Origin of the sequence: Stenotrophomonas sp. LC732 (assembly GCF_052446685.1) — a bacterium.
Taxonomy (GTDB): Bacteria; Pseudomonadota; Gammaproteobacteria; order Xanthomonadales; family Xanthomonadaceae; genus Stenotrophomonas; species Stenotrophomonas muris.
In genome coordinates this window covers 49,478-74,863 of sequence record NZ_CP199214.1, presented here as the reverse complement: position 1 = coordinate 74,863, position 25,386 = coordinate 49,478, and the positions used below count along the sequence as shown (strand labels likewise).

The 25,386-nt window shown below is 67.8% G+C and carries 26 protein-coding genes and 1 pseudogene; 18 read left to right on the top strand and 9 right to left on the bottom strand.

Annotated features, from left to right (window positions below):
• Positions 1-50: 50 nt before the first annotated feature.
• Positions 51-1,199 carry an MFS transporter gene (locus ACT6SE_RS00445; protein ID WP_444811169.1) on the top strand — a complete coding sequence of 383 codons (1,149 nt, stop codon included), beginning with the start codon at positions 51-53 and terminating at the stop codon, positions 1,197-1,199.
• Here the strand turns inward: ACT6SE_RS00445 and ACT6SE_RS00440 are convergent.
• A complete protein-coding gene (locus ACT6SE_RS00440; protein ID WP_046428441.1) occupies positions 1,196-1,894 on the bottom strand; it encodes a TorF family putative porin in 699 nt (232 codons plus the stop codon). The two genes, ACT6SE_RS00445 and ACT6SE_RS00440, sit on opposite strands and share 4 nt — an antisense overlap.
• A gap of 178 nt (positions 1,895-2,072) precedes the next feature.
• Between ACT6SE_RS00440 and ACT6SE_RS00435 the strand changes: the two genes are divergently transcribed.
• Positions 2,073-2,462, top strand: a complete 390-nt coding sequence (locus ACT6SE_RS00435; RefSeq protein ID WP_046428155.1) for a DUF6165 family protein — start codon at positions 2,073-2,075, stop codon at positions 2,460-2,462.
• A gap of 6 nt (positions 2,463-2,468) precedes the next feature.
• On the opposite strand, the gene ACT6SE_RS00430 is transcribed toward ACT6SE_RS00435, so the two are convergent.
• Both ACT6SE_RS00430 and ACT6SE_RS00425 read right to left on the bottom strand, forming a co-directional pair.
• Positions 2,469-3,152, bottom strand: a complete 684-nt coding sequence (locus ACT6SE_RS00430; RefSeq protein ID WP_032961444.1) for a response regulator transcription factor — start codon at positions 3,150-3,152, stop codon at positions 2,469-2,471.
• 198 nt (positions 3,153-3,350) lie between these two features.
• Positions 3,351-3,923 carry an OmpO family porin gene (locus ACT6SE_RS00425; RefSeq protein WP_014645657.1) on the bottom strand — a complete coding sequence of 191 codons (573 nt, stop codon included), beginning with the start codon at positions 3,921-3,923 and terminating at the stop codon, positions 3,351-3,353.
• Positions 3,924-4,133: 210 nt separating this feature from the next.
• On the opposite strand from ACT6SE_RS00425, the gene ACT6SE_RS00420 reads away from it, so the two are divergent.
• Both ACT6SE_RS00420 and ACT6SE_RS00415 read left to right on the top strand, forming a co-directional pair.
• Positions 4,134-6,536: a S9 family peptidase gene (locus ACT6SE_RS00420; RefSeq protein WP_046428152.1), complete on the top strand. Its 2,403-nt coding sequence runs from the start codon at positions 4,134-4,136 to the stop codon at positions 6,534-6,536.
• A 91-nt stretch (positions 6,537-6,627) separates the two neighbouring features.
• Positions 6,628-6,987: a DUF1428 domain-containing protein gene (locus ACT6SE_RS00415; RefSeq protein ID WP_014645655.1), complete on the top strand. Its 360-nt coding sequence runs from the start codon at positions 6,628-6,630 to the stop codon at positions 6,985-6,987.
• Positions 6,988-7,002: 15 nt separating this feature from the next.
• Here ACT6SE_RS00415 and ACT6SE_RS00410 read toward each other — a convergent pair.
• Together ACT6SE_RS00410 and ACT6SE_RS00405 are read right to left on the bottom strand one after the other, a co-directional pair.
• Positions 7,003-7,691, bottom strand: a pseudogene (locus ACT6SE_RS00410) (hypothetical protein).
• A gap of 107 nt (positions 7,692-7,798) precedes the next feature.
• On the bottom strand, positions 7,799-8,680 hold the full coding sequence (locus ACT6SE_RS00405) for a hypothetical protein (RefSeq protein ID WP_046428150.1): 882 nt from the start codon (positions 8,678-8,680) through the stop codon (positions 7,799-7,801).
• A 490-nt stretch (positions 8,681-9,170) separates the two neighbouring features.
• On the opposite strand from ACT6SE_RS00405, the gene ACT6SE_RS00400 reads away from it, so the two are divergent.
• The 10 genes from ACT6SE_RS00400 to ACT6SE_RS00355 all read left to right on the top strand — a co-directional run bounded on the left by ACT6SE_RS00400 (position 9,171) and on the right by ACT6SE_RS00355 (position 17,676).
• Entirely contained in the window at positions 9,171-10,604 is a 1,434-nt protein-coding gene (locus tag ACT6SE_RS00400; RefSeq protein ID WP_014645652.1) for a Do family serine endopeptidase, read from the top strand.
• 101 nt (positions 10,605-10,705) lie between these two features.
• A complete protein-coding gene (locus ACT6SE_RS00395; RefSeq protein ID WP_004153835.1) occupies positions 10,706-11,071 on the top strand; it encodes a hypothetical protein in 366 nt (121 codons plus the stop codon).
• Positions 11,072-11,079: 8 nt separating this feature from the next.
• Positions 11,080-11,550 (top strand): phage holin family protein, encoded by a 471-nt coding sequence (locus ACT6SE_RS00390; protein ID WP_014645651.1) that lies wholly within the window; start codon positions 11,080-11,082, stop codon positions 11,548-11,550.
• Positions 11,547-12,002 carry a hypothetical protein gene (locus tag ACT6SE_RS00385; RefSeq protein ID WP_014645650.1) on the top strand — a complete coding sequence of 152 codons (456 nt, stop codon included), beginning with the start codon at positions 11,547-11,549 and terminating at the stop codon, positions 12,000-12,002. The genes ACT6SE_RS00390 and ACT6SE_RS00385 overlap by 4 nt, the downstream gene beginning before the upstream one ends.
• Before the next feature lie 67 nt (positions 12,003-12,069).
• A complete protein-coding gene (locus ACT6SE_RS00380; protein ID WP_032961455.1) occupies positions 12,070-13,179 on the top strand; it encodes an AI-2E family transporter in 1,110 nt (369 codons plus the stop codon).
• 91 nt (positions 13,180-13,270) lie between these two features.
• Positions 13,271-13,738 (top strand): hypothetical protein, encoded by a 468-nt coding sequence (locus ACT6SE_RS00375; RefSeq protein WP_032961458.1) that lies wholly within the window; start codon positions 13,271-13,273, stop codon positions 13,736-13,738.
• A gap of 74 nt (positions 13,739-13,812) precedes the next feature.
• Entirely contained in the window at positions 13,813-14,532 is a 720-nt protein-coding gene (locus tag ACT6SE_RS00370; RefSeq protein ID WP_046428145.1) for an HAD family hydrolase, read from the top strand.
• Between the two features lie 3 nt (positions 14,533-14,535).
• Positions 14,536-15,903, top strand: a complete 1,368-nt coding sequence (locus tag ACT6SE_RS00365; protein ID WP_046428142.1) for a leucyl aminopeptidase family protein — start codon at positions 14,536-14,538, stop codon at positions 15,901-15,903.
• A 136-nt stretch (positions 15,904-16,039) separates the two neighbouring features.
• A complete protein-coding gene (locus ACT6SE_RS00360; RefSeq protein WP_032961465.1) occupies positions 16,040-17,143 on the top strand; it encodes a catalase family peroxidase in 1,104 nt (367 codons plus the stop codon).
• The gene (locus ACT6SE_RS00355) at positions 17,140-17,676 is read left to right on the top strand and encodes a cytochrome b (protein ID WP_032961466.1); all 537 of its coding nucleotides are present in this window, start codon (positions 17,140-17,142) and stop codon (positions 17,674-17,676) included. The genes ACT6SE_RS00360 and ACT6SE_RS00355 overlap by 4 nt, the downstream gene beginning before the upstream one ends.
• A 569-nt stretch (positions 17,677-18,245) precedes the next feature.
• On the opposite strand, the gene ACT6SE_RS00350 is transcribed toward ACT6SE_RS00355, so the two are convergent.
• From ACT6SE_RS00350 to ACT6SE_RS00340, 3 genes are read right to left on the bottom strand one after another with little or no spacing between them, the layout of a single operon-like run.
• Entirely contained in the window at positions 18,246-18,848 is a 603-nt protein-coding gene (locus ACT6SE_RS00350; RefSeq protein ID WP_014645643.1) for a response regulator transcription factor, read from the bottom strand.
• Positions 18,845-20,068 (bottom strand): sensor histidine kinase, encoded by a 1,224-nt coding sequence (locus ACT6SE_RS00345; protein WP_032956229.1) that lies wholly within the window; start codon positions 20,066-20,068, stop codon positions 18,845-18,847. Before ACT6SE_RS00345 ends, ACT6SE_RS00350 begins: the two co-directional genes overlap by 4 nt.
• The gene (locus tag ACT6SE_RS00340; RefSeq protein WP_257473236.1) at positions 20,065-20,193 is read right to left on the bottom strand and encodes a hypothetical protein; all 129 of its coding nucleotides are present in this window, start codon (positions 20,191-20,193) and stop codon (positions 20,065-20,067) included. The genes ACT6SE_RS00345 and ACT6SE_RS00340 overlap by 4 nt, the downstream gene beginning before the upstream one ends.
• A gap of 202 nt (positions 20,194-20,395) precedes the next feature.
• Between ACT6SE_RS00340 and ACT6SE_RS00335 the strand changes: the two genes are divergently transcribed.
• The 4 genes from ACT6SE_RS00335 to ACT6SE_RS00320 all read left to right on the top strand — a co-directional run bounded on the left by ACT6SE_RS00335 (position 20,396) and on the right by ACT6SE_RS00320 (position 24,943).
• Positions 20,396-21,643, top strand: coding sequence for an efflux RND transporter periplasmic adaptor subunit (locus ACT6SE_RS00335; RefSeq protein ID WP_046428137.1), 1,248 nt, complete (start codon positions 20,396-20,398; stop codon positions 21,641-21,643).
• Positions 21,644-21,745: 102 nt separating this feature from the next.
• Complete coding sequence (locus ACT6SE_RS00330; protein ID WP_004137569.1) at positions 21,746-22,435, top strand: ABC transporter ATP-binding protein; 690 nt, start codon at positions 21,746-21,748, stop codon at positions 22,433-22,435.
• 14 nt (positions 22,436-22,449) lie between these two features.
• Complete coding sequence (locus ACT6SE_RS00325; RefSeq protein ID WP_014035671.1) at positions 22,450-23,607, top strand: ABC transporter permease; 1,158 nt, start codon at positions 22,450-22,452, stop codon at positions 23,605-23,607.
• Between the two features lie 13 nt (positions 23,608-23,620).
• Positions 23,621-24,943, top strand: a complete 1,323-nt coding sequence (locus ACT6SE_RS00320) for an ABC transporter permease (protein WP_032956233.1) — start codon at positions 23,621-23,623, stop codon at positions 24,941-24,943.
• A 96-nt stretch (positions 24,944-25,039) separates the two neighbouring features.
• Here ACT6SE_RS00320 and ACT6SE_RS00315 read toward each other — a convergent pair whose 3' ends face one another.
• The gene (locus tag ACT6SE_RS00315; protein ID WP_019661820.1) at positions 25,040-25,318 is read right to left on the bottom strand and encodes a YrhB domain-containing protein; all 279 of its coding nucleotides are present in this window, start codon (positions 25,316-25,318) and stop codon (positions 25,040-25,042) included.
• Positions 25,319-25,386 lie beyond the last annotated feature (68 nt).

Genomic DNA, 25,386 nt, shown 5'->3' with positions numbered 1-25,386 from the left:
ACCGCGTGAGCCCCTCCCTTCCCCCTCTGCACCGCTGGCAGGTGCTGCTGATGTCGGTCGCCACCGGCGTGGCCGTGGCCAGCAACTACTATGCGCAACCGCTGCTGCACACCATCGCAGATGCCTTCGGCGTGCCGTTCGGCCAGGTCGGCATGGTGGTTACCGCAGCACAGCTGAGCTATGCCGCCGGACTGATCCTGCTGGTGCCACTGGGTGACCTGTTCGAGCGCCGCCGCTTGATCGTGGTGATGAGCCTGCTGTCGGCCGGTGGCCTGGTGATCAGTGCCTGCGCGCCGTCGCTGGCCTGGCTGCTGGTCGGGACCGCGATCACCGGTCTGTTTTCGGTGGTGGCACAGGTGCTGGTGCCGTTCGCGGCCACGCTGGCCGCGCCGGAACATCGTGGCCGCGTGGTCGGCACGCTGATGAGTGGCCTGCTGCTGGGCATCCTGCTGGCGCGTACCGTGGCCGGCCTGCTGTCCAGCCTGGGTGACTGGCGCCTGGTGTATGCCATCGCTGCCGGCACCCTGGTGCTGACCGCACTGGCATTGCAGCGCGGCCTGCCGCGATTCCACCACAGCGCCGGCCTGGGCTATTTCGCCTTGCTGCGCTCGATCGGCGTGCTGTTCGTGCAGGAGCCGGTGCTGCGCCAGCGCACCCTGCTGGGTGCCTGCAGCTTTGCCATGTTCGCGATTTTCTGGACCCCGCTCGCGTTCCTGCTGGCGCAGCCACCTTACTCCTACAGCGATGCCACCATCGGCCTGTTCGGGCTGGTCGGTGCAGCCGGCACGCTGGCGGCCGGCCTGGCCGGGCGCATGTCCGACCGCGGCCAGACCGGACGCGCCACTGCCATCGCGCTGGTGCTGTTGCTGCTGTCGTGGCTGCCACTGGGGCTGTCGGCCCACTCGCTGCTGGCGCTGCTGATCGGCGTGGTGGTGCTGGACCTGGCCGCACAGCTGCTGCACGTCAGCAACCAGAACCTGATCTATGCGCTGCAGCCCGCGGCGCGCAACCGCCTCAATGCCGGCTACATGACCGGCTACTTCATCGGCGGCTCGCTGGGTTCGCTGCTGTCGGCGCAGGTCTACCAGCGCTACGGTTGGACCGGCGTCTGCGTGGCCGGTGCCGCCGTGGCCGTGCTGGCCCTGCTGCTGTGGCTGCCCGGCGCGCTGCGCGCGCGCCAGGCGGCATCGTCGAACTAGAAGCTGCCCTGCAGCGCCAGCTCCCAGCGTCCACCGGCATTGCCCGGGAACAGTCGCTTGGCCGCGCTGTCGGTGTCATGCACGGTGGCGCGCAGCTCCCATGCCGGAGTCAGCGTGGCAATGGCACTGAGCTGGCCATGCAGGTAATCCGGGCCCTGCGCGGTGGCCAGCCAGTACTGGCCCACCGCTGCTTCCAGGCGGACGCGTTCGTGCAGCGGCACACGCACGCCCAGCTGGGCATAGGTTCCGCGATGGCCACCGGCCAACGCATCGTTGGAATGCGCGACCTGCAGCCAGGCGCGCTGCTTCCAGGTCACGGTGGTGTTGAGTTCGGTCCAGTCCAGCGCACGACCGGTACCCGGATACACATAGCGGGTCAGGTTCGCATCCAGCGTCCAGTCCGGTGCCAGCGCGCCGGACCAGCCCGCCACCAGGTCGAACTCGCTGCGCGCGCCATTGTCCGGCTTGAACGAGACGTTGGACCCCCACACGCTGGCGTACCAGCCCGATGGGATCGAGATCTTCGCGCCGGCTTGCACCGCCGGGTCACCATCGCTCTGCGAGCTGCCGCGCCACAGGTAGTCACTGGTCAAGGCCGCACTGCCACTGACCTGCACCTGTGCCTGCGCGCTGCCCATGCCAAGCAGCCCTGCCAGGGCGGCCACCACCGCCGCCATCATCCCCTTGCTGTTCACTGCACTGTGTTCCTCGTCGAAGGCGGTCACGCCGCCGGGACGGCAGTGTCCAGCGCGTGGACGTAACGGATCGAGGGTGCGGCCCGGCCCGCGGCGCAAATTCGGCGTAAATCCCGTGGATCGGGGCCATGCGCCAGCGGCGCGGTATCATGGCGCCCTGTTTCCAGGAACCAACCGCGTGGACGCCATCCTGACCCCGGTATCGATCGGCGAGCTGATCGACAAGATCACCATTCTCCAGATCAAGGCCGAGCGCATCGACGATGCCGCCAAGCTGGCCAACGTGCGCACCGAGCTGGACGGCCTGCTGCCCCTGTTGCAGCAGCAGCTGCAGGCACAGCCGGCCCTGGCCGCGCTGCAGCAGCAGTTGAAGGCGATCAACGAGCGTATGTGGGACATCCAGGACCAGCTGCGCGACAAGGAAGCGGCCCAGGTGTTCGATGATGCATTCATCCAGCTGGCACGCGGTGTCTATGGCACCAATGGCGAGCGCGTGCAGGTGAAGAACGAGATCAACCGCTTGGCCGGTTCTGCACTGGTGGAAGAGAAGCAGTACCAGGGCGAGTAACGCCGCTCATCCGCATTCCAGCAGGTGGCGGAAGCGGAACAGGTCACCGTCCCCGCGGATGCCGAGCTTGCGGTAGGCCGAGGTTTTCTGCGAGCTGATCGTGCTGGCTGAACGCCCCGATCGCAGGGCCATTTCGCTGGTGCTGACCCCTTTCAGCACCAGCCCGAGCACTTCCCGTTCGCGCTGGCTCAACGGCACCAGTGCCGGGGCCGGCATTCTGCGTGCACGCGTGCCCGGCAGGTTCAGTTCCGCGCGCAGCTCCGGTGGCACGAAGCGCCCTCCCCGGGCGACCACATCAATGGCACGCAGCAGCACGTCCGGTGGCGTCGACTTGGACAGGAAGCCGCGCGCACCGGCACGCATCGCGGTGGCCACCGTGCTGGCATTGCAGTGTGCCGAGAGCACCAGCACCGGCAGTGCCGGCCAGCGCTGCGACAGCACGTGCAACAGGGCCAACCCATCGCCCAGGTCGCCCATGGGCAACGCATCGATCAGCAGCAGGTCGACACACGTCGGGCTGCGCTCCAGCAGGTGCAGCAGGTGCGCCTCGCTGGACAGGCTCACCCGTACCTGCACACCCGCGTGCTGGCGCAGCAGCACTTCCACGCCCAACCGCAGTACCGGGTGCGGGTCCAGCAGCGCCAGGCGTCGTGGCCGATCAGGCAGCAGAGGCGGGAGGGTCAGCGGCATTGCGGCATGTCCAGGCAACATGGGACATCCAACGTAGGTCGGTGCCCGCAGCGGCGGAATCCAATTCCTTGCAATGGCTGGCCCGCGCATTCCGCCAGTCAGACAGCATTCCGGTTTGCCACGGCGCAAACGCAACAGGCCCGGCAAATGCCGGGCCTGTTGGGGCGTCTCCAGCGCGCAATCGCGCCGAGGCAGCAATTACCAGCTGAAGCGCGGGCCGACGGTGTATTCCTTGTCGCCGTGGCGGTTCATCTTCAGCTCGCCGTTCAGGCCCCAGTTCTGGTTCAGCTTGACCTGACCACCCAGGCGGCCGTACCACTGGCCATCCGGATTGACGCCGTGCTTCTTGGCGTAGTCTTCGTAACCGACCATGCCGTAGACCTCGGCGTGGGCGCCGAAGGCAGTGCGGATACCGGCTTCAGCGCTGTAGCCGTTGAAGTCCAGACCGTGCTTGCGGTCGAACTTCTGGTAGGCAACGCGGGCAACGAAGTCGGTGCTCGGAGCGATTTCAACGTTGTAGCCGGCACCGACCTTCCACTGGTCAACCTTCAGGTTGGTGTGGTCGATTTCCTGGCGGCTGTATTCGCCGAAGGCGTGGAAGTTCGGCAGGAAGCCGTAGGAACCCTTCACGCCCCAGCCGTCGGCCTTGATGCCTTCAACGTCGGTCTTGGCGTAGTCGGCTTCGGCGTAGTTGTAGGACAGGTTCTCAGCAGCCGAAGCGGTGAACGGCAGGGCAGCGGCCAGGGCCAGAGCAATCAGCGAATTCTTCATGGGGGTACACCTTTACTTTCTTATGGTGTGCAGCAGCGCCAGGGCGCCATCGCATCGGGAATGTAAATTCTCCGTTATTCGCCACAACGCTCCCTGAAAACAGCGGTCTTCGCATTGCTGAATTTTTTGGCTTGATTCAGGCTGCGTCTGGCATACGCGCGCGGCGCGCGTGCATTCGAATTCCGCTGACCCTTGCAACAGGAGGTTGCCTTGCACGTACCTGCCCCGCTGCGGTTCCGGTTCTGCGCCGCCGTCCTCGCCTTCATCGGCGTGCTTTCCACAGCATCGGCTCGGCCGTTGCAGCCCTCCGATTACCAGCGCGCCGAGCGCGTGCACGACAGCCACCTGCGCGGTGCGCTGCGCAATGCCTCGCTCCTGCCGAACTGGCTGGCCGATGGCCGCTTCTGGTACGAACGCGAAGACGGCCAGGGCCGGCGCGAGGGCGTGCTGGTCGATCCGGCGCAGGCCTCCCGGCAGATCCTTTTCGATCGCGCTGCGCTGGACAGCGCTGCGGGGGCCCTGGGGGTGAACGGGCAACGGTTGCGGTTGGTCAATGTGCAGGTGCTGGCCGATGGCCTGCGCCTGCGCTTCAGCGGTGAAGCCGGCGTCGACTGCCAGTGGCCACGTTGGCAGTGCCTGCGGACGCAGGGCGCCATGCCTGCTGCCGATGCACTGCCCGCACCCGACGGCGAGGCCTGGCTGCAGGTGCGCGACCACAATCTATGGCTGCAGCAACGCCGACAGGCACCGCGGGCGCTGACCACCGGCGGTGTCGCCGGCCATGGCTATGGTGTATTGCCCGATTTCACCCTGCGCGGTATTCCACGCAGCCAGGGCCGGATGCCGGCGCGGCCATTCGCCGTCGGCTGGTCGCCCGATGGACGCTATGTTGCCGGCATCCGCTACGACGAACGTGCGCTGCAGGACTACCCCTATCTGGAAAGCACCCCGGCCGGCGGCGCGCGGCCCCGCGTGCACACGGTGAAACTGGGATTGCTGGGCGATGCACAGCAGGTGCGTGACAGCCTGTACATCGTCGATGTGCGCAGCGGCCGGCAGCAGGACATCACCCTGCCCGAGGGCTGGAACACCCTCAGCGAGGCCGGCGTGCTGGGCTGGGACGGCCACCGGCTGTATGCCGCGATCGCGCACTTCGGCGCGCCGCGACGACTGCGCCTGGTGGAGATCGATGCCGGCAGCGGTGCGCTGCGCACCGTGCTGGAAGAAGCCGGCGACGCGCGCCTGCAGCTCAGCCTGTATTCCTACAACCGTGCCTCGGTTGCGATCCTGCCCGGCCAGGACACCGCCGTGTGGTTCTCGCAGCGTGATGGCTGGGGCCATCTGTACCGGGTGCGCCTGTCCGACGGCAAGGTGATGCGCCAGCTCACCCGCGGCCGGTGGGCGGTGCGTGACCTGCTCGGGGTGGACAGCGCAGGCGCTTGGGCATACTTCAGTGCTGGCGGTGTCGAGGGCGGCGATCCCTACGTACGTGGCCTGTACCGGGTAGCACTGCACGGTGGGCCGGTGCAGCGCCTGGCCGCCGATGGCAGCGACCACCTGGCCGATGCGGGCACCGGCATGCTGTTCGGCGGACGCGCGCCGCAGGCGCTGTCGCCGGGCGGCAGCTATCTGGTGGATACCGTGTCCAGCCTCGCGCAGCCGCCGCGCACGGTGCTGCGCGCCAGCGACGATGGCAGCGAAGTGATGGTGCTGGAGGCTGCGGATGCGCAGGCGATCATCGCTGCTGGCTGGCGGCCGCCGCGGCGCGAACGGCTGCTGGCCGCCGACGGGCGCACGCCGATCTTCGCCACCGTCTACCTGCCCCGCGACTATCGCGATGACGGCAGCTTCCCGGTGATCGACGCGATGTACGGCGGCGCCTTCATCAGCAATGCGCCGGTGACCTATGCCGAAGCGGTTTCGGCGCAGAACCCGGTATCGCGCGCCAGCCTGGCCGAGCTCGGCTTCGTGGTGGTCAGCATCGATGCCCGCGGCACCGGCGGCCGCGACAAGGCATTCCATGACAGCAGCTTCCTGCACGGCGCCGATGTGCAGCTCGATGACCATGTGGCCGCGCTGCGCCAGCTGGGCGAACGCTACCGGGGCATCGACCTGCAGCGGGTCGGCATCTACGGGCATTCGTTCGGTGGTTACAGCGCGGCGCGTGCACTGCTGCGCCACCCGGCGTTCTACAAGGTGGCTGTGGCCTCGGCCGGCAGCCACAATTTCCAGGGCATGTACGGCGGCGCCCTGCACGGCATGGACCGGCTGTTCGGTGGCGTGGTGCCAGCTACAGCCATGGCCGGTGGCGTGCCGGCCCCCCTTGCCGGGCTCGACAATGCGGCACTGGCCGGCAACCTGCGCGGGCATCTGCTGCTGGTCTATGGCGAACTGGACGAGAACGCGCCACCGGCGCTGACCCTGCAGCTGGCCGCGGCCCTGAACAAGGCCCAGCGTAGTTACGACCTGCTGTACCTGGCCCGGCAGGACCACGAACTGTTCCGCAACGACGCCACCTACACGCACCGCATGTGGGACTACTTCGTGCGCCACCTGGCCGGCCAGCAGCCACCGGATACGGTGCTGGCCCCGCTCCCGGGTGGCCCGGGCTGAACAGGCGCACGCGGGATGTCGATTCCCTACGCGCTGGTTCGTCGTGTACCTGAAGGCCGTGCATGTGGCACGGTCCATCCGGAGGCAGGCAATGAGCTACATCGACGGTTTCGTCCTGGCGGTGCCCACCGCCAACAAGGAGAAGTTCCTCGCCCATGCACGCACAGGGGATCCCGTTTTCATCGAGTACGGCGCGCTGCGCGTGGTCGAGTGCTGGGGCGATGACGTGCCGCACGGCAAGACCACCGACTTCTTCGGCGCGGTGAAAGCCACGCCGGATGAGACGGTGGTGTTTTCCTGGATCGAATGGCCGGACAAGCCGACCCGCGACGCCGGCATGAAGAAGATGATGGAGGACCCGCGGTTTGATCCAACGAAGAATCCGATGCCGTTCGACGGCGCGCGGATGATCTACGGCGGCTTCGTGCCGCTCTACGAGCTGACGCGCTGAACCCGGCGGACGTGCTCAGCGCGCGTCCGTTTCATCGCTGGCAGCAGCATGGCCGGCGCCCAGTGCGGCGCCGGCACCGAGGCCCATGCCGCCCATGCCGGCGCCCATTCCACCACCACCGCCACCGCCTCTGCACGGCCGCCCTTGGCATCGCCGTCGTTACGGCCCTTGCCGCCACCACTGGCAACGGGCCGGGTCGGCCCCTGCGGTGGAATCTGCAGATCGGCCGGAATCGGGGCCAGATCCAGCGCTTCGCGCACGAAGTCGCGCAGCGAGACCACCAGTTCGTGGGTATGCACCGGGCGCCCCTGTGCCAGTTCGTTGGCGGCACGCGTGGCCAGCCGCACCTGTTCGTCGGTGCCCAGCAGCAGGATGTCCGACAGCGCGGCCTCGACCGCATCGCGGATGCGCCGCGCACGGTCCGAGCGCGGCTCGGCGATGCCGTCGGCATCTTCGCGCTGGCGCAGGTCGCGACGATGGCTGGGATCCACGCCCAGCTCGCCGGTGAACGAACCGCCCAGGGTCTTGTAGGCGGCCATCAGCGTGCGCAGCCGTTCGTTGATCTGCCGGTTCTCGCGCTCGCGGCGCTGCTGCAGGGTCTGCATCACCAGCAGGCGGATGCCGACGCCGAGCAGGGTGATCAGGACCAGGCCGGCCAACGTGGACAGCACGCCCTGCCAGGAACTGAAGTCGATACCGCGCATGGTCGGGGCTCCGGCGGGAAGAACCTGCATCTTGCCCCAGGTAGCGCCCCAGAAACGCGAAAGGCCCTACCACCCGGTGGGTGGCAGGGCCTTCGGTCACGGCGCGATTACTTGCGCTTGGCGACCTTGCGCACGGCCTTCTTGGCCGGAGCCTTCTTGGCGGCGACCTTCTTCAGCGGCGCAGCCTTCCTGGCGACCGTCTTGCGGGTGGCGGCAACCTTCTTGCCCACCGCCTTCTTGGCGACGGCGGTCTTCTTGCCGACAGCCTTCTTGGCGACGGCGGCCTTCTTGCCAACAGCCTTCTTGGCGACGGCAGCCTTCTTGCCGACAACCTTCTTGGCGGCCGCGGTCTTCTTGGTGGCGACCTTCTTGGTGGCGGCAACCTTCTTGCCGACAACCTTCTTCGCAGCCACGGCCTTCTTGCCGGCGACCTTCTTGGCGGCGACGGTCTTCTTGGCCACAGCCTTCTTGGCGGTGGCGACCTTCTTGCCGACCACCTTCTTGGCGGCCGCGGTCTTCTTGGCAACGGTCTTCTTCGCGACGGCGGCCTTCTTGGTGGCGGCCTTCTTCACGGTGGCGACCTTCTTGCCGGCAGCCTTGGTGGCCTTCTTGGCGGCAGCGGTCTTCTTGGTCACAGCCTTGCCTGCAGCGGCCTTCTTCTTGGCCACTTCCTTCTTCAGGGCAGCGGCTTCGGCCTTGGCGTTCTTCTTGGCCGCTTCCAGCTTCTTCTTGGCATTGGCAACGGTCTTGCCGACCGACTTGGCGGCCTTGTCGGCCTTCTTGGCAACGGTCTTCTCGACCTTGGCCACGGCCTTCTTGGCCTTGGCAACGCGGGTACCGGCCGCCTTGGTGGCGCGCTTGACGGTCTTCTTGACCGACTTCACGGCGTCTTCGGCGGCGTGGGCGATGGTCTCGCCAACGTTGGTGGCGGCTTCTTTGACGTTCTCGACAGCGTCGGTCACGACCGACACACCATTACCGTTGCTCATGTTGCCCTCCTGGGGGCCTTAAGTATCAAAACGGGGCGATGCTATACCGACATTGACGATCGTGGAACGGGGCACGCGCCCGCAATCGCATCTGATGCGACGGCCATGGTGTAGCCCACCACTGCCGCGGAAGCGGCGGGTTCACAGGAAACCCCTTTTTTTAAGGACTACGCCACAGCAAGCGCGTGGTCGAAGATGGCCGTTGCGTGCCGTTGCACGGACGCGGCATCCGATGCGTGCTGTGGCGCATTGCGGCACCCGGTTGCGCGGAACTGCGCAGGTATCGGTCTGTGTCGGCGCCCCCGGCGATCGTCTTCGGTGGTGCAGGCGTCGCCTGTGCGGTGTCGCCACAGCCATGCTGTCAGCCTCCTCACTCGCCTTTCGCGGCCTGCGGTTTTCATGGCGCATTTATCCAGATCGCGACACACTCATTCAGCTTGTTTTACCGTAGGGCCGAACCGCCCCCACCCACGCCAGCGAACCGACAACCATGCGACCGCTTCCCACCCTGCTTACGCTCGCAATCGCCGCCGCCTTCGGTGGCTTCGTTGCCACCGGCATCAATGCCCACCTGGACAACCGTGCCGATGCAGCACCGCTGCCAGCGGTGCTGCCGACCACCGCCGCGTTGCCGGCCGCGGTGGCCGGACAGGCGGTGCCTTCGCTGGCGCCGATGCTGGAAAAGGCGATGCCGGCCGTGGTCAGCGTCAACACCAAGCAGGTGGTGCGCGTGCGCAACCCGTTCTTCAACGACCCGTTCTTCCGCCGCCTGTTCCCGGATATCCCGCAGGAGCGCATCAACGAATCGCTGGGCTCGGGCGTGATCATCGACGCCAAGGAAGGCCTGGTGCTGACCAACCACCATGTCATCGACAACGCCGATGACGTGCAGGTGACACTGGCCGACGGGCGCACGGTGAAGGCCGAGTTCCTCGGTTCGGACCGCGATACCGACATCGCGCTGATCCGCATCCCGGCGCAGAACCTGACCGACATCAAGCTCGGCAACAGCGACCAGCTGCGGGTCGGTGACTTCGTGGTGGCCATCGGCAACCCGTTCGGCTTCAGCCAGACGGTCACCTCGGGCATCGTCTCGGCGGTGGGCCGCAGCGGCATCCGTGGCCTGGGCTACCAGAACTTCATCCAGACCGATGCGTCGATCAACCCCGGCAATTCCGGTGGCGCCCTGGTCGACCTGCAGGGCCAGCTGGTCGGCATCAATACCGCCAGCTTCAACCCGCAGGGCAGCATGGCCGGCAACATCGGCCTGGGCCTGGCGATTCCGTCCAACCTGGCGCGCAGCGTGGTCGACCAGCTGGTCAAGCACGGCGTGGTGGTACGCGGCACGCTGGGCGTGGAGAGCCAGAACCTGACCGCGCAGATCGCGCAGGGGCTGGGCCTGGGCGAAACGCGCGGTGCGCTGATCACCCGCGTGCTGGCCGGTTCGGCGGCCGCCGCGGCCGGGTTGAAGCCGGGCGACGTGGTGGTCTCGGCCAACGGCCAACGCGTGGACAGCGCCGAAGCCCTGCACAACGTGGAAGGCCTGGCTGCGGTCGGCAGCCCGATGACGCTGGACGTACGCCGCGAAGGCAAGCCCGTGCAGATCAAGGCCACGCTGAAGGAACAGGCGCGTGCGGTCACCGGCGAGAGCCTGGACCCGCGGTTGACCGGTGCCACCTTCGTCGACCTGCCCGAGTCGCTGCGACAGTCGGGTGTTGGCGGCGTGCTGGTCAGCGAGGTCAAGCGTGGCAGCCGCGCGGCCAGCAACGGCCTGCAGCAGGGCGACATCATCACCGACGCCACCGTGGGTGAATTCGCCGACCTGGCCAGCTGGCGTGCCAACTTCCAGCAGCGCCCGCCGACCCTGGTGGTGCGCGTGCTGCGCAACAATGGCCAGCAGCAGGGCCAGCTCGTGATGCGCTGATCGCCCCGCCGTAACACCCCCTATACCCCGGCAATGCTATTGCTGTCAGTCCAGGTCGGCACCGCCGACACCCGTTCCCCCATCGCAACAGGAGTGATTCGATGAGCCCCACCAATACCGAGAACCTGAAGGAACACCTGGGTGAAGCCGGTTCCCACCTGAAGCAGGCCGCCACGGCCGCCGGCGGTGCGATCAAGGGCGCAACCGGTGCCGCGACCGACGAGCTGCGCATCGGCAAGGCCAACGTCAAGGCCGAACTGTCCGACAGCGCACTGTCTGGCCTGGCCGCCGCCGAATTCGGTGGTGCCGCTGCCAAGGAACAGGTTGACGCGTTGATGGACAAGGGCAAGGACCTGATCGACAGCGCCGCCGAGTTGATCCGTGAGCGTCCGCTGGCATCGTTCGGCGTCGCCTTCGCTGCCGGCTGGATCATCGCCAAGCTGGCCCGCGGCAGCAGCGACAAGTAAGCCGCGGCGTGAGCGAAGACAACGCGCAAGCCCCTGATCCGGCGGCCACCCCGCCGCTGGATGAGAGCATCCGCCAGGTCGGCGCGGCCGGTCGTGCCGCTGCCGATTCGGCCAAGCACACCGTGCGCTCGCTGCGCCGGCTGGCCTCGGCCGACTTCGCCTTGGCCCGCAGTGCCTTCGGCCGTGCGCTGGCCTGGGCCGGCGTGGCGATCGTATTTGGTGCCTCGGCCTGGCTGCTGATGGCGGCCACCCTCATCGCCCTGCTGCAGAGCTGGGGCCTTAGCTGGCTGCAGGCGCTGCTGATCACCTCGCTGCTGAGCCTGGCCGTCACCGGCTACGCGATCTGGCGGGTGTCCTACTTCTTCCACCACACCGGCATGCATGCCACCCGGCGCCAGCTGTCACGCCTGGGCCTGTTCGACGAGCCCAGCGAAGACGACCCCGATGCCGGCGTGCAGCTGCCCGAGGGCAAGCCATGAAGTTCGGCGCGCTGCAGCGGCGGGTGAAACGCTGCGAACAGGTGGTGACCGTGCGCCTGGGCGAGACCCAGGACCACTGGTCCACGCTCAGCGACGTCTGGCGAAAGGGCTGGTCGCCGTTGCGCATCGTGGTGGTCGGCCTGGCCGGTGGCTTCATCGCCGGCAAGCTGGAAGTGCCCGGCAAGGTCAACGGTGCGCGCTGGCTGCAGATGGTCGGTTCGGTCTCGAACCTGTTCGCCAGTGCCCAGGCGGCGTTTGCCACGGCGATGGCGGCACAGGCTGCAGCGACCGCCGACGACGCGGCCGAAGAAGCCGACGATGCCAGCGAACAGGCACAGGCGGCGGCCTCCGCCGCCAACGCACGGCCGGCACCTGCCCCCCGCCCGGAACCCGAACCGGAACCGCGCGAACCGCGCCCGGCCGAAGCCGCCACCGAGCTGTCCGAACGTTGATCCACGCACTCCGCCGCGCCGATCGCGGCCGGCGGATAATGCGCTCCCCTTCCCGGTTGGTGCGTCGATGAGCGAGTCCCTCCTGTCCCCGTCACCAGCCGATCCGCAGGGTGCGGAGGCGCCGCTGCCGCCCCCGTCGCGTCCACGCGGGCCGATGTCGCTGGTGGTCCTGGCCACCCTGGCGGTGGGCTACACGCTGTGGGCCGCGCAGGACATCATCCTGCCGGTGCTGCTGGCGATGTTCTTCGCACTGGTCGGCAACCCGATCCTGCGCCTGCTGCAGAAGCTGTGGATTCCGCGCGCCCTGGGCGCACTGCTGATCCTCGGCGCCGGGCTGGGCGTGACCGGTTCGCTGGCGGTGCAGTTGATCGGTCCGGCGATGGAATGGGCGCAGGAAGCACCGCAGCAGCTGCGCAAGGTGGCCCGGCAGGTGCAGGACCTGACCAAGCCGGTGCAGCAGGCCAACCAGGCGGCGGAAAACTTCGCCCGCGTGGCCGGCGGTGACAGCAACCACAAGGTGCAGGTGATCCGCACCCAGCTGGACGATCCATACCGCATGCTGACCCGTGCACCGCGCCTGGCCGCGTCGGTGCTGGCGGTGGTGCTGCTGACCCTGTTCTTCATGATCTACGGGCAGAGCCTGCAGCGCGCAGCGATCGCCCTGTTCCCGAACCGCCAGCAGCAGCGGTTCACCACCGACATCCTGCGTTCGATCGAACGGGAGGTCTCGCGTTACGTGCTGACCATCAGCGTCATCAACACCCTGGTCGGGCTGGTGTTCGCCGGCGTGCTGATGCTGCTCGGCATCGGCCTGCAGGAAGCACTGCTGTGGGGCACGGTGGCTGCACTACTGAACTTCGCCCCGTACGTGGGCCCGCTGATCGGAGTGGCATTGATGCTGTTGATGGGCTTCGTCGAGTTCCGCGACCCGCTGCAGGCCCTGCTGCCGGCCGCCGCCTACCTGGGCCTGCACACCCTGGAAGGGCAGATGGTGACCCCGATCGTGCTGGGCCGTCGGATGAAGCTGTCGCCGCTGGTGCTGATCCTGGCGCTGATGGTGTTCGGCTGGGCCTGGGGCATGATCGGGCTGCTGCTGGCAGTGCCGCTGCTGGTGTGCATCAAGCTGGTGCTGGCACGCCTGGATGGCATGCAGGGCTGGGCACGCCTGCTGGAGTGACGGCATCAACAACGGATGGACGCAGGTGGCGGAACCAGAAACAGGGACGAAGTGGCAGACTATGGCGCCCTACCCGGATGGATCCGCTCGTATGAACTCTCTCGCCACGCGTTGCCTTGCCTTGGCCTGCATTGCCGCTCCCGCGTTCGCCGCGACACCGCCGACTGCCGATCAGGCGCGCACCCAGCTTGCTGAGGCGGTTACCTGCAAGCGGCACCTCACGCCCATGCAGTTCGACGCCATGGCCCGGATGCTGGCACCGGCCCCGGCAAGGGCGCAGGACGGCGAATCCAGCGGCGAGTTCCGGCTGACCACGCCCTTGATGGTGCTGGGCCAGCCCGTGAACCGGCTGCAGTCCTATGACGGCGACAGCGGCGAGGATGGCATCGACAGTTTCACCGCGTACTTCAGCTCGGCCAGTGTGGAACAGGTCGCGGCACTGGCGAAGATGTCCGATCCGGTAGCAGGCACCTACACGAAGGAAGTTGGGCGGCACAACCTGGACGTGCAGCAGTTCGACGGCCAGACCACCATCGCCTGCTCGTACAACCTGCGCTGACCCGGCCCAGCCACAGTGCCCACCCGCCCGCCGCGTCGCATGAAAGCCCGCGCGGGCAGGGGTAGAATGGCGAGGTGAATTTCCCCGTCCAAGCCATCACCCTCGACCTTGACGACACGCTGTGGCCGTTCGCTCCGATCGGCGCCCGCATCGAACAGGTCCTGCACGCCTGGATGTGCGAACACAGCCCCGCTACCGCCGCGATGTATCCGGTGGAGGCGATGCGCGAACTGCGCGAGCGGCTGTACCACGCCCATCCGTACCTCCACCACGACCTGAGTGCGCTGCGCCGGCTGACCCTGCACGAAGCACTGCACACCAGCGGTGCCAGCCTCGATCTGCTGGAGCCTGCGTATGAAGTGTTCTACTCCGCGCGCAACCAGGTGGAGTGCTATCCCGATGCGATCGACGCGCTGGCGCGCATTGCCGCACGGGTACCGGTGGCGGCGCTGAGCAACGGCAACGCCGACCTGGAGCGGATCGGCCTGGCCCATCATTTCGCCTTCCAGCTGGGTTCGCGCGAACACGGCGCGGCCAAGCCCGAAGCCAGCATCTTCCATGCCGCGTGCACCCGCCTGGGTGTGGCACCGGCACAGGTGCTGCACGTCGGCGACCATGCCGACATGGACGTGGCCGGGGCGATTGCCGCCGGCCTGCGCGGCTGCTGGATCAACCGCGACGCAGCCACCTGGACCCATCCGCAGCTGCAGCCGGACCTGCAGTTCGACACCCTTACCGGCCTGGCCGACTGGTTGGATGCCAACCTCGACGCCGCCGCACCCCGGAGTACCTGACGCATGAGCGAGATCACTGGTTTCACCGCCGACACCGCTGCGGCGCTGCCGTTGTACGTGCTGGACCGCGAGCAGTTCGCCGCCTGGAAGGACAGCCAGCCGGCTGCCACGCAGGCGTGGCTGGCATCGCAGGGCTTCAACGCCGGCGCCCACAGCGTGGCACTGCTGCCGGGCGCCGATGGCCTGGCCGGTGCCGTGATGGGCGTGGGTGATCGTGCCGATGCCTACAGCTATGCGCATGCGCCGCACGCGCTGCCGGAAGGCAGCGTGTGGCAGCTGGCCAATGAACTGCCGGCCGCCGAACGGGCGCTGCTGCAGCTGGGCTGGGGCCTGGGCAGCTACCGCTTTGACCGCTATCGCAAGCGCAACCGCGCACCGGCGCAGCTGGTGGCGGCGCCATCCGGCGAAGTGGCCGACCTGATCGCCGCCAGCCTGCGCGTGCGCGACTGGGTCAACACCCCGACCGAAGACATGGGCCCGCAGCAGCTGGAAGACGCCGCGCGCGCGCTGGCCGATGCACATGGTGCGCAGGTCGAGGCGATTACCGGCGACGAACTGCTGAAGCAGAATTTCCCGGCCATCCACGCCGTGGGCCGCGCTTCGCATCGTGCGCCGCGCCTGGTCGTGCTGCGCTGGGGCAAGGACACCGATCCGGCATTGGTGCTGGTGGGCAAGGGCGTGTGCTTCGATACCGGCGGGCTGGACATCAAGCCGGCCGACGGCATGCGCAACATGAAGAAGGACATGGGCGGCGCCGCGCACGCACTGGCCCTGGCCGGCCTGGTGATGGCACGTGGGCTGCCGGTGCGGCTGACCCTGCTGGTGCCGGCGGTGGAAAACGCGATCGGTCCGGATGCCTTCCGCCCGGGCGAAGTGATCGCCACCCGCAAGGGCCTGAGCGTGGAGATCGACAACACCGATGCCGAAGGCCGCGTGATCCTGTGCGATGCGCTGACCTTCGCCGGTGAGCAGAAGCCGGACCTGGTGCTGGATTTCGCCACCCTCACCGGTGCCGCGCGCATCGCACTGGGCCCGGACCTGCCGGCACTGTTCAGCAACGACGACACGGTGGCCCAGCAGTGGCTGCAGGCCGGTGACGCGACCCGCGACCCGGTCTGGCGCATGCCGCTGTGGCGCCCCTACCTGCGCTACCTGAGCAGCGGCATCGCCGACCTGGCCAACGCCGGTTCGCGCATGGCCGGCTCGGTGACCGCCGCGCTGTACCTGGAGCGCTTCCTGGAAGACGGCCAGCGCTGGGCGCACCTGGATGTGTATGCCTGGAACGACGGCGAGCGCCCGGGCCGTCCGGCCGGTGGCGAAGCGCTGGCGCTGCGCTCGGCGTGGGCGATGCTGAAGCAGCGCTACAGCTGATCGGGTGGGTGCCGACCGTTGGTCGGCACCCCGTCCCCGGAAAATCTGACGAAAAATTGAATTTCGGCCCCGGCCGGGTTCTGCGAGGATGTGTAGGTCGACCACCCACACGCTCCGTGAAGGCAGGACTCCGACCATGTCGCTCTTCCGCTACACCCGCGCTGGCCAGACGCCGGGCGCGCCACGCAAGCATTCCCCCCTGCTCTGGATCGCACTGATCGCACTCATTCTGGGTGCCGTCGCGCTGGCCTTCGCCTGGCTGGCCGGCTGGATTGGAAACCGCCTGACCGCGCAGCGCTTCACCGACACCATCGAGGCCACCGGCCCGGCCCACCCGGGCTTCCGCCGCGCGCACAGCAAGGGCATCTGCGTGAGCGGCTGGTTCGAACCCAGCGCGCAGGCCCCCACCCTGTCCAGCGCACGGGTGTTCTCGCAGCGCCGCGTGCCGGTGATGGGCCGCCTGTCGATCGGCGGCGGCGACCCCTACGGCGCCGACAACACCGCACGCGTGCGCAGCCTCGCGGTGCAGATGGTCAGCGATGATGGCCAGGAATGGCGCATGGCGATGAACAGCTTCCCGTTCTTCGCCGTGCCCAGCGCAGAGGCGTTCTACGAGCAGACCCGCGCCTCCATTCCCGACCCGGCCACCGGCAAGCCCGATCCGCAGAAGATGGCCGCGGTGCTGGCCAAATACCCCAGTGCGCAGGCTTTCCAGCAGTGGGCCAAGACCGCGCCGTGGACCAGCAGCTGGGCCGACACCACCTTCAACAGCGTCAACAGCTTCTGGTTCACCAATGCACAGGGCCAGAAGCGCGCGGTGCGCTGGCGCTGGCAGCCGCAGGCGCCGGTGGTGGAGATGGATGCGGAAACCCGCAAGCAGGCCAGCGTCGATTTCCTCAGCCAGGAACTGCAGCAGCGCCTGGCCAGCGGCCCGGTGCGCTGGAACCTGGTCGTGACCACCGCCGAGCCGGGCGATGCCATCGATGATCCGTCGGTACCGTGGCCCGAATCGCGTGACCAGGTAGTGGCCGGCGTACTCAGCCTGGACCGCATGCAGTCGCAGGAACAGGGCGCCTGCGGGCAGATCAATTTCGATCCGCTGATCCTGCCCAGCGGCGTGCGTGGCAGTGACGATCCGATCCTGGCGGCCCGCTCGGCCGTGTATTCGCAGTCCTTCAACCGCCGCGAACGCGAGCGCGCCACCGGCAACGTCGAGCAACGGAAGGAGGCCGCACGATGAGCACCGGCAACGGCCACTTCAACCTGCTGGCGCGGGTGCTGCACTGGTCCATGGCGCTGATGATCGTCGCCATGCTGTTCATTGGCGTGACCATGGTCGCCTCGCTGCACCTGCGGCCGATGCTGATCGACCTGCACCGCCCATTGGGCATCACTATCGGCGTACTGGTGTTGCTGCGCCTGTACAACCGGCTGCGTCATCGCCCACCGCCGCTGCCGGCGGATCTTCCTGTGTGGCAGGTGATGGCGGCCAAGGCCTCGCACTGGATGCTGTACGCACTGATGCTGGCGATGCCGCTGATCGGCTGGGCGATGCTGTCGGCCGGCGGTTACCCGATCGTGCTGTGGGGCGGCCTGCACCTGCCGCCGATCGTGCCCCATACCCCGGCACTGTATGCCGCGTTGCGCAATGCGCACAGCCTGCTGGCCTATGTGTTGTTTGCCACGGTGCTGATGCATGTGGGTGCGGCGCTGTTCCACCTGTGGGTGCGGCGTGACGGGGTGTTCCAGGCGATGGCGCGCGGGAAGGATTGAGAGCGAGCTCCTCTGCGCCCACGCATGAGTAGCGCCGGGCCATGCCCGGCGGATCGTTTCCGCGCCCGCGGAGGGGTGTCACTTTCTTTGCTCGTGCAAAGAAAGTAACCAAAGAAACACGCCGCCAGATCGCGAGCCGTCGCTCCGCGCCGGTTCCCTGCGCTTCTCGGTGAATCAGGGGACGGCGCCGAACTCGCTGCGCTCAGACATCGGCGCCTCTGCGCCCCTGATTCCCCTGCGATGCTCGGCTCGCTAGAAGGCGGACCCAACGTCAAAGGCCACAGCTGCACCCAGTAGATCCACGACGTGCGTGGATGCTCTTGCCCTTCCAGTCCGCCTTGAGCGAGCCGAGCACCGCAGGTCCGGCGAGGGCGAAGAGGTGCGGGTGTCTGAGCGCAGCGAGTTCCCGCGCCGTCCCTCGACGGACCGAGGAGCGCAGGGCACCGGCGTGCGAAGCACGCCGGCTCGCGGCCGGCGGAGCGTTTCTTTGGTTACTTTCTTTGCGCGCAAAGAAAGTGACATCCCTCCGTGGTCGCGGAAACGAAATCACCGGGAACAGCAGGACGCCCCTACAACCACCCCTTCTGCCGCGCCAGCCGGTACGCCTCGATCCGGTTGGCCACGCCCAGCTTGCCGATGCACTCGGACAGGTAATTGCGCACCGTACCGTGCGACAACCCCAGCTGCTCGGCGATCTCGCTGGCGGTGCGGCCCTCGCCCGCCAGCCGCAGTACGCGGCGCTCGCGGTCGGTCAGCGGATCGGCCTGCGACCACGCATCCAGTGCCAGCTGCGGGTCGATCGCGCGGATGCCCTGTTTCACCTTGCGCAGGGCATCGGCCAGGTTCTCGGCCGGTGCATCCTTCAGCAGGTAGCCCAGCACGCCGGCTTCCAGCGCGCGGCGCAGGAAACCGGCGCGGGCGAAGGTGGTCACGATCACCACCTTGATCGGCAGCTCGTGGCGCGCGATGCGCTGGGCAAGCTCGAGCCCGGACAGGCCGGGCATCTCGATGTCGGTGACCAGGATGTCCGGTTGCAGCTGCTGCAGCATCCGCCACGCGGTTTCGCCATCGGCGGCGCTGCCCAGCACCTCGATATCCGGCTCCAGGCCCAGCAACGCCGACAGTGCACCGCGCACCATCGCCTGATCCTCGGCCAGCAGGATGCGGATCATGCGGCACCGTCCTGTGCCAGCGACGGCGGCGCTCCCGGCGGCAACGGTGTGGTCGCGGCAGCCAGTGGCACGCGCACGGTCAGTCGCGTGCCCTCACCCTTTGCGGACTGTACCTGCAGGCTGCCCCCCAGGGCGGCCACGCGTTCGCGCATGCCGCTCAGCCCGTTGCCCTCGGCCTGCACGCCGCCACGGCCATCGTCGCGGATCTGCATCGCCAGCATGCGTCCCTCCAGCATGAACTCCACCCGTGCCTGTGTCGCCTGTGCATGGCGCACGATATTGGTTGCGGCCTCGCGCAGCACCAGCGCCAGCCCGCGTTCGACATCCACCGGCATCGCCGGTGGTGGTGCGTATTGAAGGTGGACCTGCTGGCATTCCAGCAGCAGCCGCGCCGATGCCAGCTCACCGGCCAGGTCGCTGGCGCGGATGCCGGTAACCGCGCTGCGCACCTGTGCCAGCGCTTCGCGGGCGATGGCCTCGGCCTCGCCGATCTCCAGCCGCGCGCGCGCGTCGCCGCGGTCGTGCAGCTTGCGCGCCAGCTCCAGCTTCAATGTGATCAGCGACAGGGTGTGGCCGAGCAGGTCATGCAGGTCGCGGCCGATGCGTTCGCGCTCGGCAGTGGCCGCCAGCCGCCGCACCTCGTCCTGCGACAGCTGCAGTGCCGCATCCTTCTGCTGGTTGAGCGCTTCCACGTTCACGACCAGCCCCACGATGTAGGACACGGCCGGGATCCAGACCAGGCTCTGCCACGGGTACTGGAACAGCAGCGCGAGGCTGCAGAACAGAAGGTTCAGGCCAGTGAGCTGCAGCAGATACTGCCACCAGCCACCGCGTCCGCTCACCCGCAGCAGCACGCAGCCGAACACGAAGTAGGTCAGCCCGGACGGATACCAGGGCAGCAGCACCAGCGACATCGCGATCAGGCCCAGCGCATAGCGCGGAGCGTGATGGCGCGGCGCCACCATCACCTTGGCGTACAGCAGCAGGAACACCGGATAGCTGGCCAGCGTCAGCAGCAGCCAGCGCAGGGTGAAGCCGTGGCCAAGCAAGGGCGTCAGGAAGATCCACACCGACCACAGCAGGTGGACTGCCTCGCTCCAGGGCGATTTTCCCCGGCGCAGCGTATCGGCCACCGCCGAGTCCGGCGCGGGGCGCAGCAGCGAGGCAAGCCATGTCGACGGCACGGGCGGTTCCAGGCGGGGACGATCGCCGCCGATCATGCCAGTTCAGCCGCCTGCGCGCAGGCGCCACCACCGGCCGGGCGGCACCGGCGCAACCGAGCGCGGATCACGGTACGCTTGGCGGCGCGGCTGTGGCGGGCCAGCGACGGGGTGATCGGATCCATGGGCGGTACCGGTAGCGGGGACGTTGCCATCCTGTGCCGCCGTGGTCACGTTTCGCAGTTGCCGCCGTCAGTGTCATCGGGTGACAGCTGTCACTGCCGTCATCGCTGTGCCTGCCTGCATGCTGTGCCGCACGCTCCACCGCCGGAACCGCCGCCGTCCGCCCTTCCGGCCACACCCGCCCAAACGCCTGTGATGGAACGAATGAACGCTTCTGCCGAGCTGTTGAAGGAACTCCGTATCGACCGCAAATCGCCGCCGCCCGCCTCCGGCGGCAGTGGCGGTGGCCGCCGCTGGCTGTGGATCGCGATCATCGTGGTCGTGTTGTTGCTGGCCTCTGTCGGCTTCGCCCTGTTCGGGCGTACGCCGGCAGTGGACGTGGAAACCGCCCCCGCCGTGGCCATCCAGCAGGGCAGCCCCAGCAGTTCGGTGCTCGATGCCAGTGGCTACGTGGTCGCCCGGCGCATGGCCACGGTATCGGCCAAGATCACCGGCAAGGTGCGCGAGGTGATGATCGAGGAAGGCATGCGCGTGGAACAGGGCCAGATCATGGCCACCCTGGACCCGATCGATGCCGACGCGCAGCGCAGCCTGTATGCCTCGCAGCTGCAGGCCGCACGCAGCCAGGTGGCCGGGCTGGAAGCGCAGCAGAGGCAGGCGGCCGCTGAAGCCAGCCGCCTGCAGGCACTGGTCGGCCAGCAGCTGGTGTCGCGCTCGCAGTACGACCAGGCGGTGGCCCAGCGTGACAGCCTGCGTGCACAGCTGGACACCGCACAGCGCAACGTCAAGGTGGCCAACGACCAGCTGGCCATCGCCGATCTGGGCGTGGACAACAACATCGTGCGCGCGCCGTTCTCCGGCGTGGTCACTGCCAAGGCCGCGCAGCCCGGCGAAATCGTCTCGCCGCTGTCGGCGGGCGGTGGGTTCACCCGTACCGGCATCGGCACCATCGTCGACATGGACTCGCTGGAGATCGAAGTCGAGGTCGGCGAGGCCTTCATCGGCCGCGTGCAGCCGAAGATGCCGGTCGAAGCCACGCTCAACGCCTATCCGGAGTGGAAGATTCCGGGCGAGGTGATCGCCATCATCCCCACCGCCGACCGCGGCAAGGCCACGGTGAAGGTGCGCGTGGCGCTGAAGGTGAAGGACCCGCGCATCGTGCCGGAGATGGGCGTGCGCGTCAGCTTCCTGGAACAGGCGCAGCCGCAGGCGGCCGCCAAACCGCAGGGCGTGCGCGTGCCGGCGGGCGCCGTGGTCCAGCGCGAGGGCGCCTCGGTTGCCTTCGTGCTGGGTGACGAAAGCCGCGTGCAGCAGCGCACGGTCGAGGCCGGCCAGGCGATGGGCAAGGACCGCCAGATCCTCAAGGGCGTGAGCGCAGGTGAATCGGTGGTGCTGAACCCGCCGGACACCCTGCGCGATGGCGCCAAGGTGCAACAGAAACAAGCGCAGTAGCGGCCTGGCGCCCACGGGCGCCGCCGGCAGCACCGCTCGACGCACGCCTGCGGCCCCTGCCGTGGCGCTTCCCCGTTTCCCGCCTTCCGTGGAGAACCACCCATGTCGACCCTGGTTTCACTGCGCAACATCACCAAGACCTACCAGCGTGGCCCCGAGAAAGTGCAGGTGCTGCACGGCATCGACCTGGACATCGCCAGCGGCGACTTCGTCGCGCTGATGGGCCCGTCCGGCTCGGGCAAGACCACCCTGCTCAACCTGATCGGCGGCCTGGACAACCCCAGCGGCGGCGAGATCAGCATCGAGGGCGAGCGCATCGACCAGATGAGCGGCGGCCAGCTGTCGACCTGGCGCAGCCACCACGTCGGCTTCGTGTTCCAGTTCTACAACCTGATGCCGATGCTGACCGCGCAGAAGAACGTGGAACTGCCGCTGCTGCTGACCCACCTCAATGCGGCGCAGCGCCGCCGCAACGCCGAGATCGCGCTGACCCTGGTCGGCCTGGCCGACCGCCGCAGCCACCGCCCGAATGAACTGTCCGGCGGCCAGCAGCAGCGCGTGGCAATCGCCCGGGCGATCGTCTCCGACCCGACCTTCCTGATCTGCGACGAACCGACCGGCGACCTCGACCGCCAGTCCGCCGAGGAGATCCTCGGCCTGCTGCAGCAGCTCAACCGCGAGCATGGCAAGACCATCATCATGGTCACCCATGACCCGAAGGCCGCCGAGTACGCCACGCACACGGTGCACCTGGACAAGGGCGAGCTGGCCGACGCGCCGCTCGCCCACTGACGGAGGCCACGGCGATGAAATACTTCTCGTTGGTGTGGGCGCAGCTGTTCCGCAGCCGCACCCGCACGTTGCTGACCCTGCTCTCCGTGGTGGCCGCGTTCCTGCTGTTCGGCATGCTCGATTCGGTGCGCGTGGCATTCACCTCCGGCGGCAGCGTGGAAGGCGCCAACCGCCTGGTGGTCGCATCGCGGCTGTCGATCACCCAGTCGCTGCCGATCCGCCTGGAGGCCCAGGTGCGGCAGGTGGCCGGCGTGCGCGACGTGGCCTATGGCATGTGGTTCGGCGGCATCTACCAGGACCCGAAGAACTTCTTCCCGAACTTCTCGGTGTCCCCCAACTACTTCGATGTCTACCGCGAGCTGCAGATCGACCCGGCACAGCTGGAAGACTGGAAGCAGACCCGTACCGGCGCCATCGTCGGCGAAACCCTGGCCAAGCAGTTCGGCTGGAAGATCGGCGACACCATCCCGCTGCAGGCCACGATCTTCCCGCGTGGCGGCAGCAACGACTGGCCGCTGGTGCTCAAGGGCATCTACCGTTCCAAGGACCGTGCGCTGGCCGCCAACGAAGAACGCCAGTTGATGATGAACTGGAAGTACTTCGATGAATCCAACGACTACATCAAGAACCAGGTGAGCTGGTACACGGTAACGCTGGACAACCCGGATCACTCTTCGCGGGTGGCGCAGGCGATCGACGCGATCTCGGCCAACTCCGACCACGAGACCAAGACCCAGACCGAATCGGCGTTCCAGCAGGCCTTCGTCAAGCAGTTCGCGGATATCGGCATGATCGTCACCTCGATCATGGGCGCGGTGTTCTTCACCCTGCTGCTGTTGACCGGCAACACCATGGCGCAGGCCGTGCGCGAGCGCGTGCCGGAGCTGGCCACGCTGAAAACGCTGGGCTTCAAGGACAGCACCGTGCTGACCCTGGTGATGGTGGAATCGGTGCTGCTGATCGGTCTGGGCGGCCTGATCGGCATGGGCCTGGCCGCGCTGATCCTGCCGGCCATCGGCCCGAAGAGCATGGGCATGCTGCCGCCGCACGTGCCGACGCCAACCTGGCTGATGGGGCTGGGCCTGATCGTGGTGATCGGCATCATCGTCGGCCTGTTGCCGGCGCTGCGTGCCAAGCGCCTGAAGATCGTCGACGCACTGGCCGGTCGCTGAGGAGAACACAGACATGTTCAAGAGCAAACTCAAGAAGTGGCTGGGCAACGGCGTGACGGTGCTGCTGCTGGCGGTCGGCCTGGTGCTGTGGATCAGCCTGCCGTGGACCGGCGTGCTGGCCGTGACCGTGCTGGTGGCCCTGTGGCTTCTGCTGACCCGCGGGGGGCGACTGGCGCTGGCCGCCACCCGTATCGGCGTGGCCAGCCTGCCGCAGCGCTGGGGCGCGTCCTCGGTGATCGTGGTCGGCATCGCCGGCGTGGTCGGCGTGCTGGTGGCAATGCTGGCGATGGGCGAAGGCTTCCAGGCCACGCTCAACAACACCGGCGATGACACCACTGCCATCGTGCTGCGCGGTGGCTCGCAGGCCGAGACCAACTCGGTGATCACCCGCGAGCAGGTACCGATGCTGTCCACCCTGCCCGGCATCAGCCGCGATGCGCAGGGCCGGCCGCTGCTGTCGCCGGAGCTGTCGCAGGTGGTCAACCTGGTGTCGAAGTCCGATGGCACCGACGTCAACGCGCAGTTCCGCGGCGTGGGCCCGCAGGCATGGGCGGTGCATGACAAGGTCAGGATCGTCGAGGGGCGCAAGTTCGCCACTGGCCTGCGCGAGATCGTGGTCGGCCAGGGCGCCAAGGGCCAGTTCCGCGACATGGAGGTGGGCAGGACACTGACCCTGGGCAACCAGACCTGGACCGTAGTGGGTGTGTTCGCCACCGGCGATGCGCATGATTCGGAACTGTGGACCGACGCCGATACGCTGGCCACCACCTACCAGCGCAGCGCCTGGCAGTCGATCAGCGTGCGCACCGAGGGCAAGGCAGGCTTCGATCAGTTCAAGGCCGCCGTCGCCGCCGACCCGCGCCTGAAACTGGACGTGGAAACCACCCGCGTGTACTACAGCAAGCAGGGCGGTGGGCTGACCAAGTTGATCGACATCCTTGGCAAGGTGATCGGCACGATCATGGCGGTCGGTGCGGTGTTTGGCGCGCTCAACACCATGTATGCGGCCGTCGCCACGCGCGCCCGCGAAATCGCCACCATGCGTGCGATTGGCTTCCGCGGCCTGCCGGTGGTGACGGCAGTGATGCTGGAGACGATGCTGCTGGCGCTGCTCGGTGGCCTGCTCGGCTGTGCGGTGGCGTGGCTGCTGTTCAACGGCTACAGCGTGTCCACCATCGGCAGCAACTTCAGCGCAGTGGTGTTCAAGTTCCATGTGTCGCCGGAACTGCTGTGGACCGGCCTGAAATGGGCACTGGGCATCGGCCTGGTCGGCGGCCTGTTCCCGGCACTGCGCGCGGCACGTTTGCCGATCACCACGGCGCTGCGCGAAACCTGAGCATCGCGCAGCGGTGGACTGCGCATCACGCAAGGGGACGGAGCGAAGGCTCCGTCCCTTTCACGTTGCCGAACTCAGAGATCCGCCGCCGCAGCATCAGACGGCGGGGCCGCGCGCGGCCAGATGCTGGCGAAGGACCTCCTCGGGCGGATACGCCGTGCCCAGCGCGTGCTGCTCGCCTGTGTGCCGGTCGACGAAGATCGGCCCATTGCCGGCCAATGCATCCGAGATTTCGCCGGATTGCAGGTAGCGCAGCGACTGGAAGCAGAACAGCCAGCCTTCGACCACTTCGTGCTCATGCGTGATGGCAACCGGCTCATCGTCGCTGGCAAGTGCAGCCTCCACGCGACGGCGTGCTTCTTCAAGCTGGATCATTCCTTCGTCTCCTGCCTTCGATGACAAGGCGAAGAGCATTTCATGCGGGCAGGTGCATCACAACGGCT

Bases quoted from the DNA above. Each gene is read 5' to 3' on its own strand.
- ACT6SE_RS00445 (WP_444811169.1), top strand. From the start codon at position 51: ATGTCGGTCGCCACCGGCGTGGCCGTGGCCAGCAACTACTATGCGCAA.
- ACT6SE_RS00430 (WP_032961444.1), bottom strand. From the start codon at position 3,152: ATGCCGCTGACCCTCCCGCCTCTGCTGCCTGATCGGCCACGACGCCTG.
- ACT6SE_RS00425 (WP_014645657.1), bottom strand. From the start codon at position 3,923: ATGAAGAATTCGCTGATTGCTCTGGCCCTGGCCGCTGCCCTGCCGTTC.
- ACT6SE_RS00415 (WP_014645655.1), top strand. From the start codon at position 6,628: ATGAGCTACATCGACGGTTTCGTCCTGGCGGTGCCCACCGCCAACAAG.
- ACT6SE_RS00405 (WP_046428150.1), bottom strand. From the start codon at position 8,680: ATGAGCAACGGTAATGGTGTGTCGGTCGTGACCGACGCTGTCGAGAAC.
- ACT6SE_RS00400 (WP_014645652.1), top strand. From the start codon at position 9,171: ATGCGACCGCTTCCCACCCTGCTTACGCTCGCAATCGCCGCCGCCTTC.
- ACT6SE_RS00395 (WP_004153835.1), top strand. From the start codon at position 10,706: ATGAGCCCCACCAATACCGAGAACCTGAAGGAACACCTGGGTGAAGCC.
- ACT6SE_RS00385 (WP_014645650.1), top strand. From the start codon at position 11,547: ATGAAGTTCGGCGCGCTGCAGCGGCGGGTGAAACGCTGCGAACAGGTG.
- ACT6SE_RS00380 (WP_032961455.1), top strand. From the start codon at position 12,070: ATGAGCGAGTCCCTCCTGTCCCCGTCACCAGCCGATCCGCAGGGTGCG.
- ACT6SE_RS00375 (WP_032961458.1), top strand. From the start codon at position 13,271: ATGAACTCTCTCGCCACGCGTTGCCTTGCCTTGGCCTGCATTGCCGCT.
- ACT6SE_RS00365 (WP_046428142.1), top strand. From the start codon at position 14,536: ATGAGCGAGATCACTGGTTTCACCGCCGACACCGCTGCGGCGCTGCCG.
- ACT6SE_RS00360 (WP_032961465.1), top strand. From the start codon at position 16,040: ATGTCGCTCTTCCGCTACACCCGCGCTGGCCAGACGCCGGGCGCGCCA.
- ACT6SE_RS00355 (WP_032961466.1), top strand. From the start codon at position 17,140: ATGAGCACCGGCAACGGCCACTTCAACCTGCTGGCGCGGGTGCTGCAC.
- ACT6SE_RS00350 (WP_014645643.1), bottom strand. From the start codon at position 18,848: ATGATCCGCATCCTGCTGGCCGAGGATCAGGCGATGGTGCGCGGTGCA.
- ACT6SE_RS00345 (WP_032956229.1), bottom strand. From the start codon at position 20,068: ATGATCGGCGGCGATCGTCCCCGCCTGGAACCGCCCGTGCCGTCGACA.
- ACT6SE_RS00340 (WP_257473236.1), bottom strand. From the start codon at position 20,193: ATGGATCCGATCACCCCGTCGCTGGCCCGCCACAGCCGCGCCGCCAAG.
- ACT6SE_RS00335 (WP_046428137.1), top strand. From the start codon at position 20,396: ATGAACGCTTCTGCCGAGCTGTTGAAGGAACTCCGTATCGACCGCAAA.
- ACT6SE_RS00330 (WP_004137569.1), top strand. From the start codon at position 21,746: ATGTCGACCCTGGTTTCACTGCGCAACATCACCAAGACCTACCAGCGT.
- ACT6SE_RS00325 (WP_014035671.1), top strand. From the start codon at position 22,450: ATGAAATACTTCTCGTTGGTGTGGGCGCAGCTGTTCCGCAGCCGCACC.
- ACT6SE_RS00320 (WP_032956233.1), top strand. From the start codon at position 23,621: ATGTTCAAGAGCAAACTCAAGAAGTGGCTGGGCAACGGCGTGACGGTG.
- ACT6SE_RS00315 (WP_019661820.1), bottom strand. From the start codon at position 25,318: ATGATCCAGCTTGAAGAAGCACGCCGTCGCGTGGAGGCTGCACTTGCC.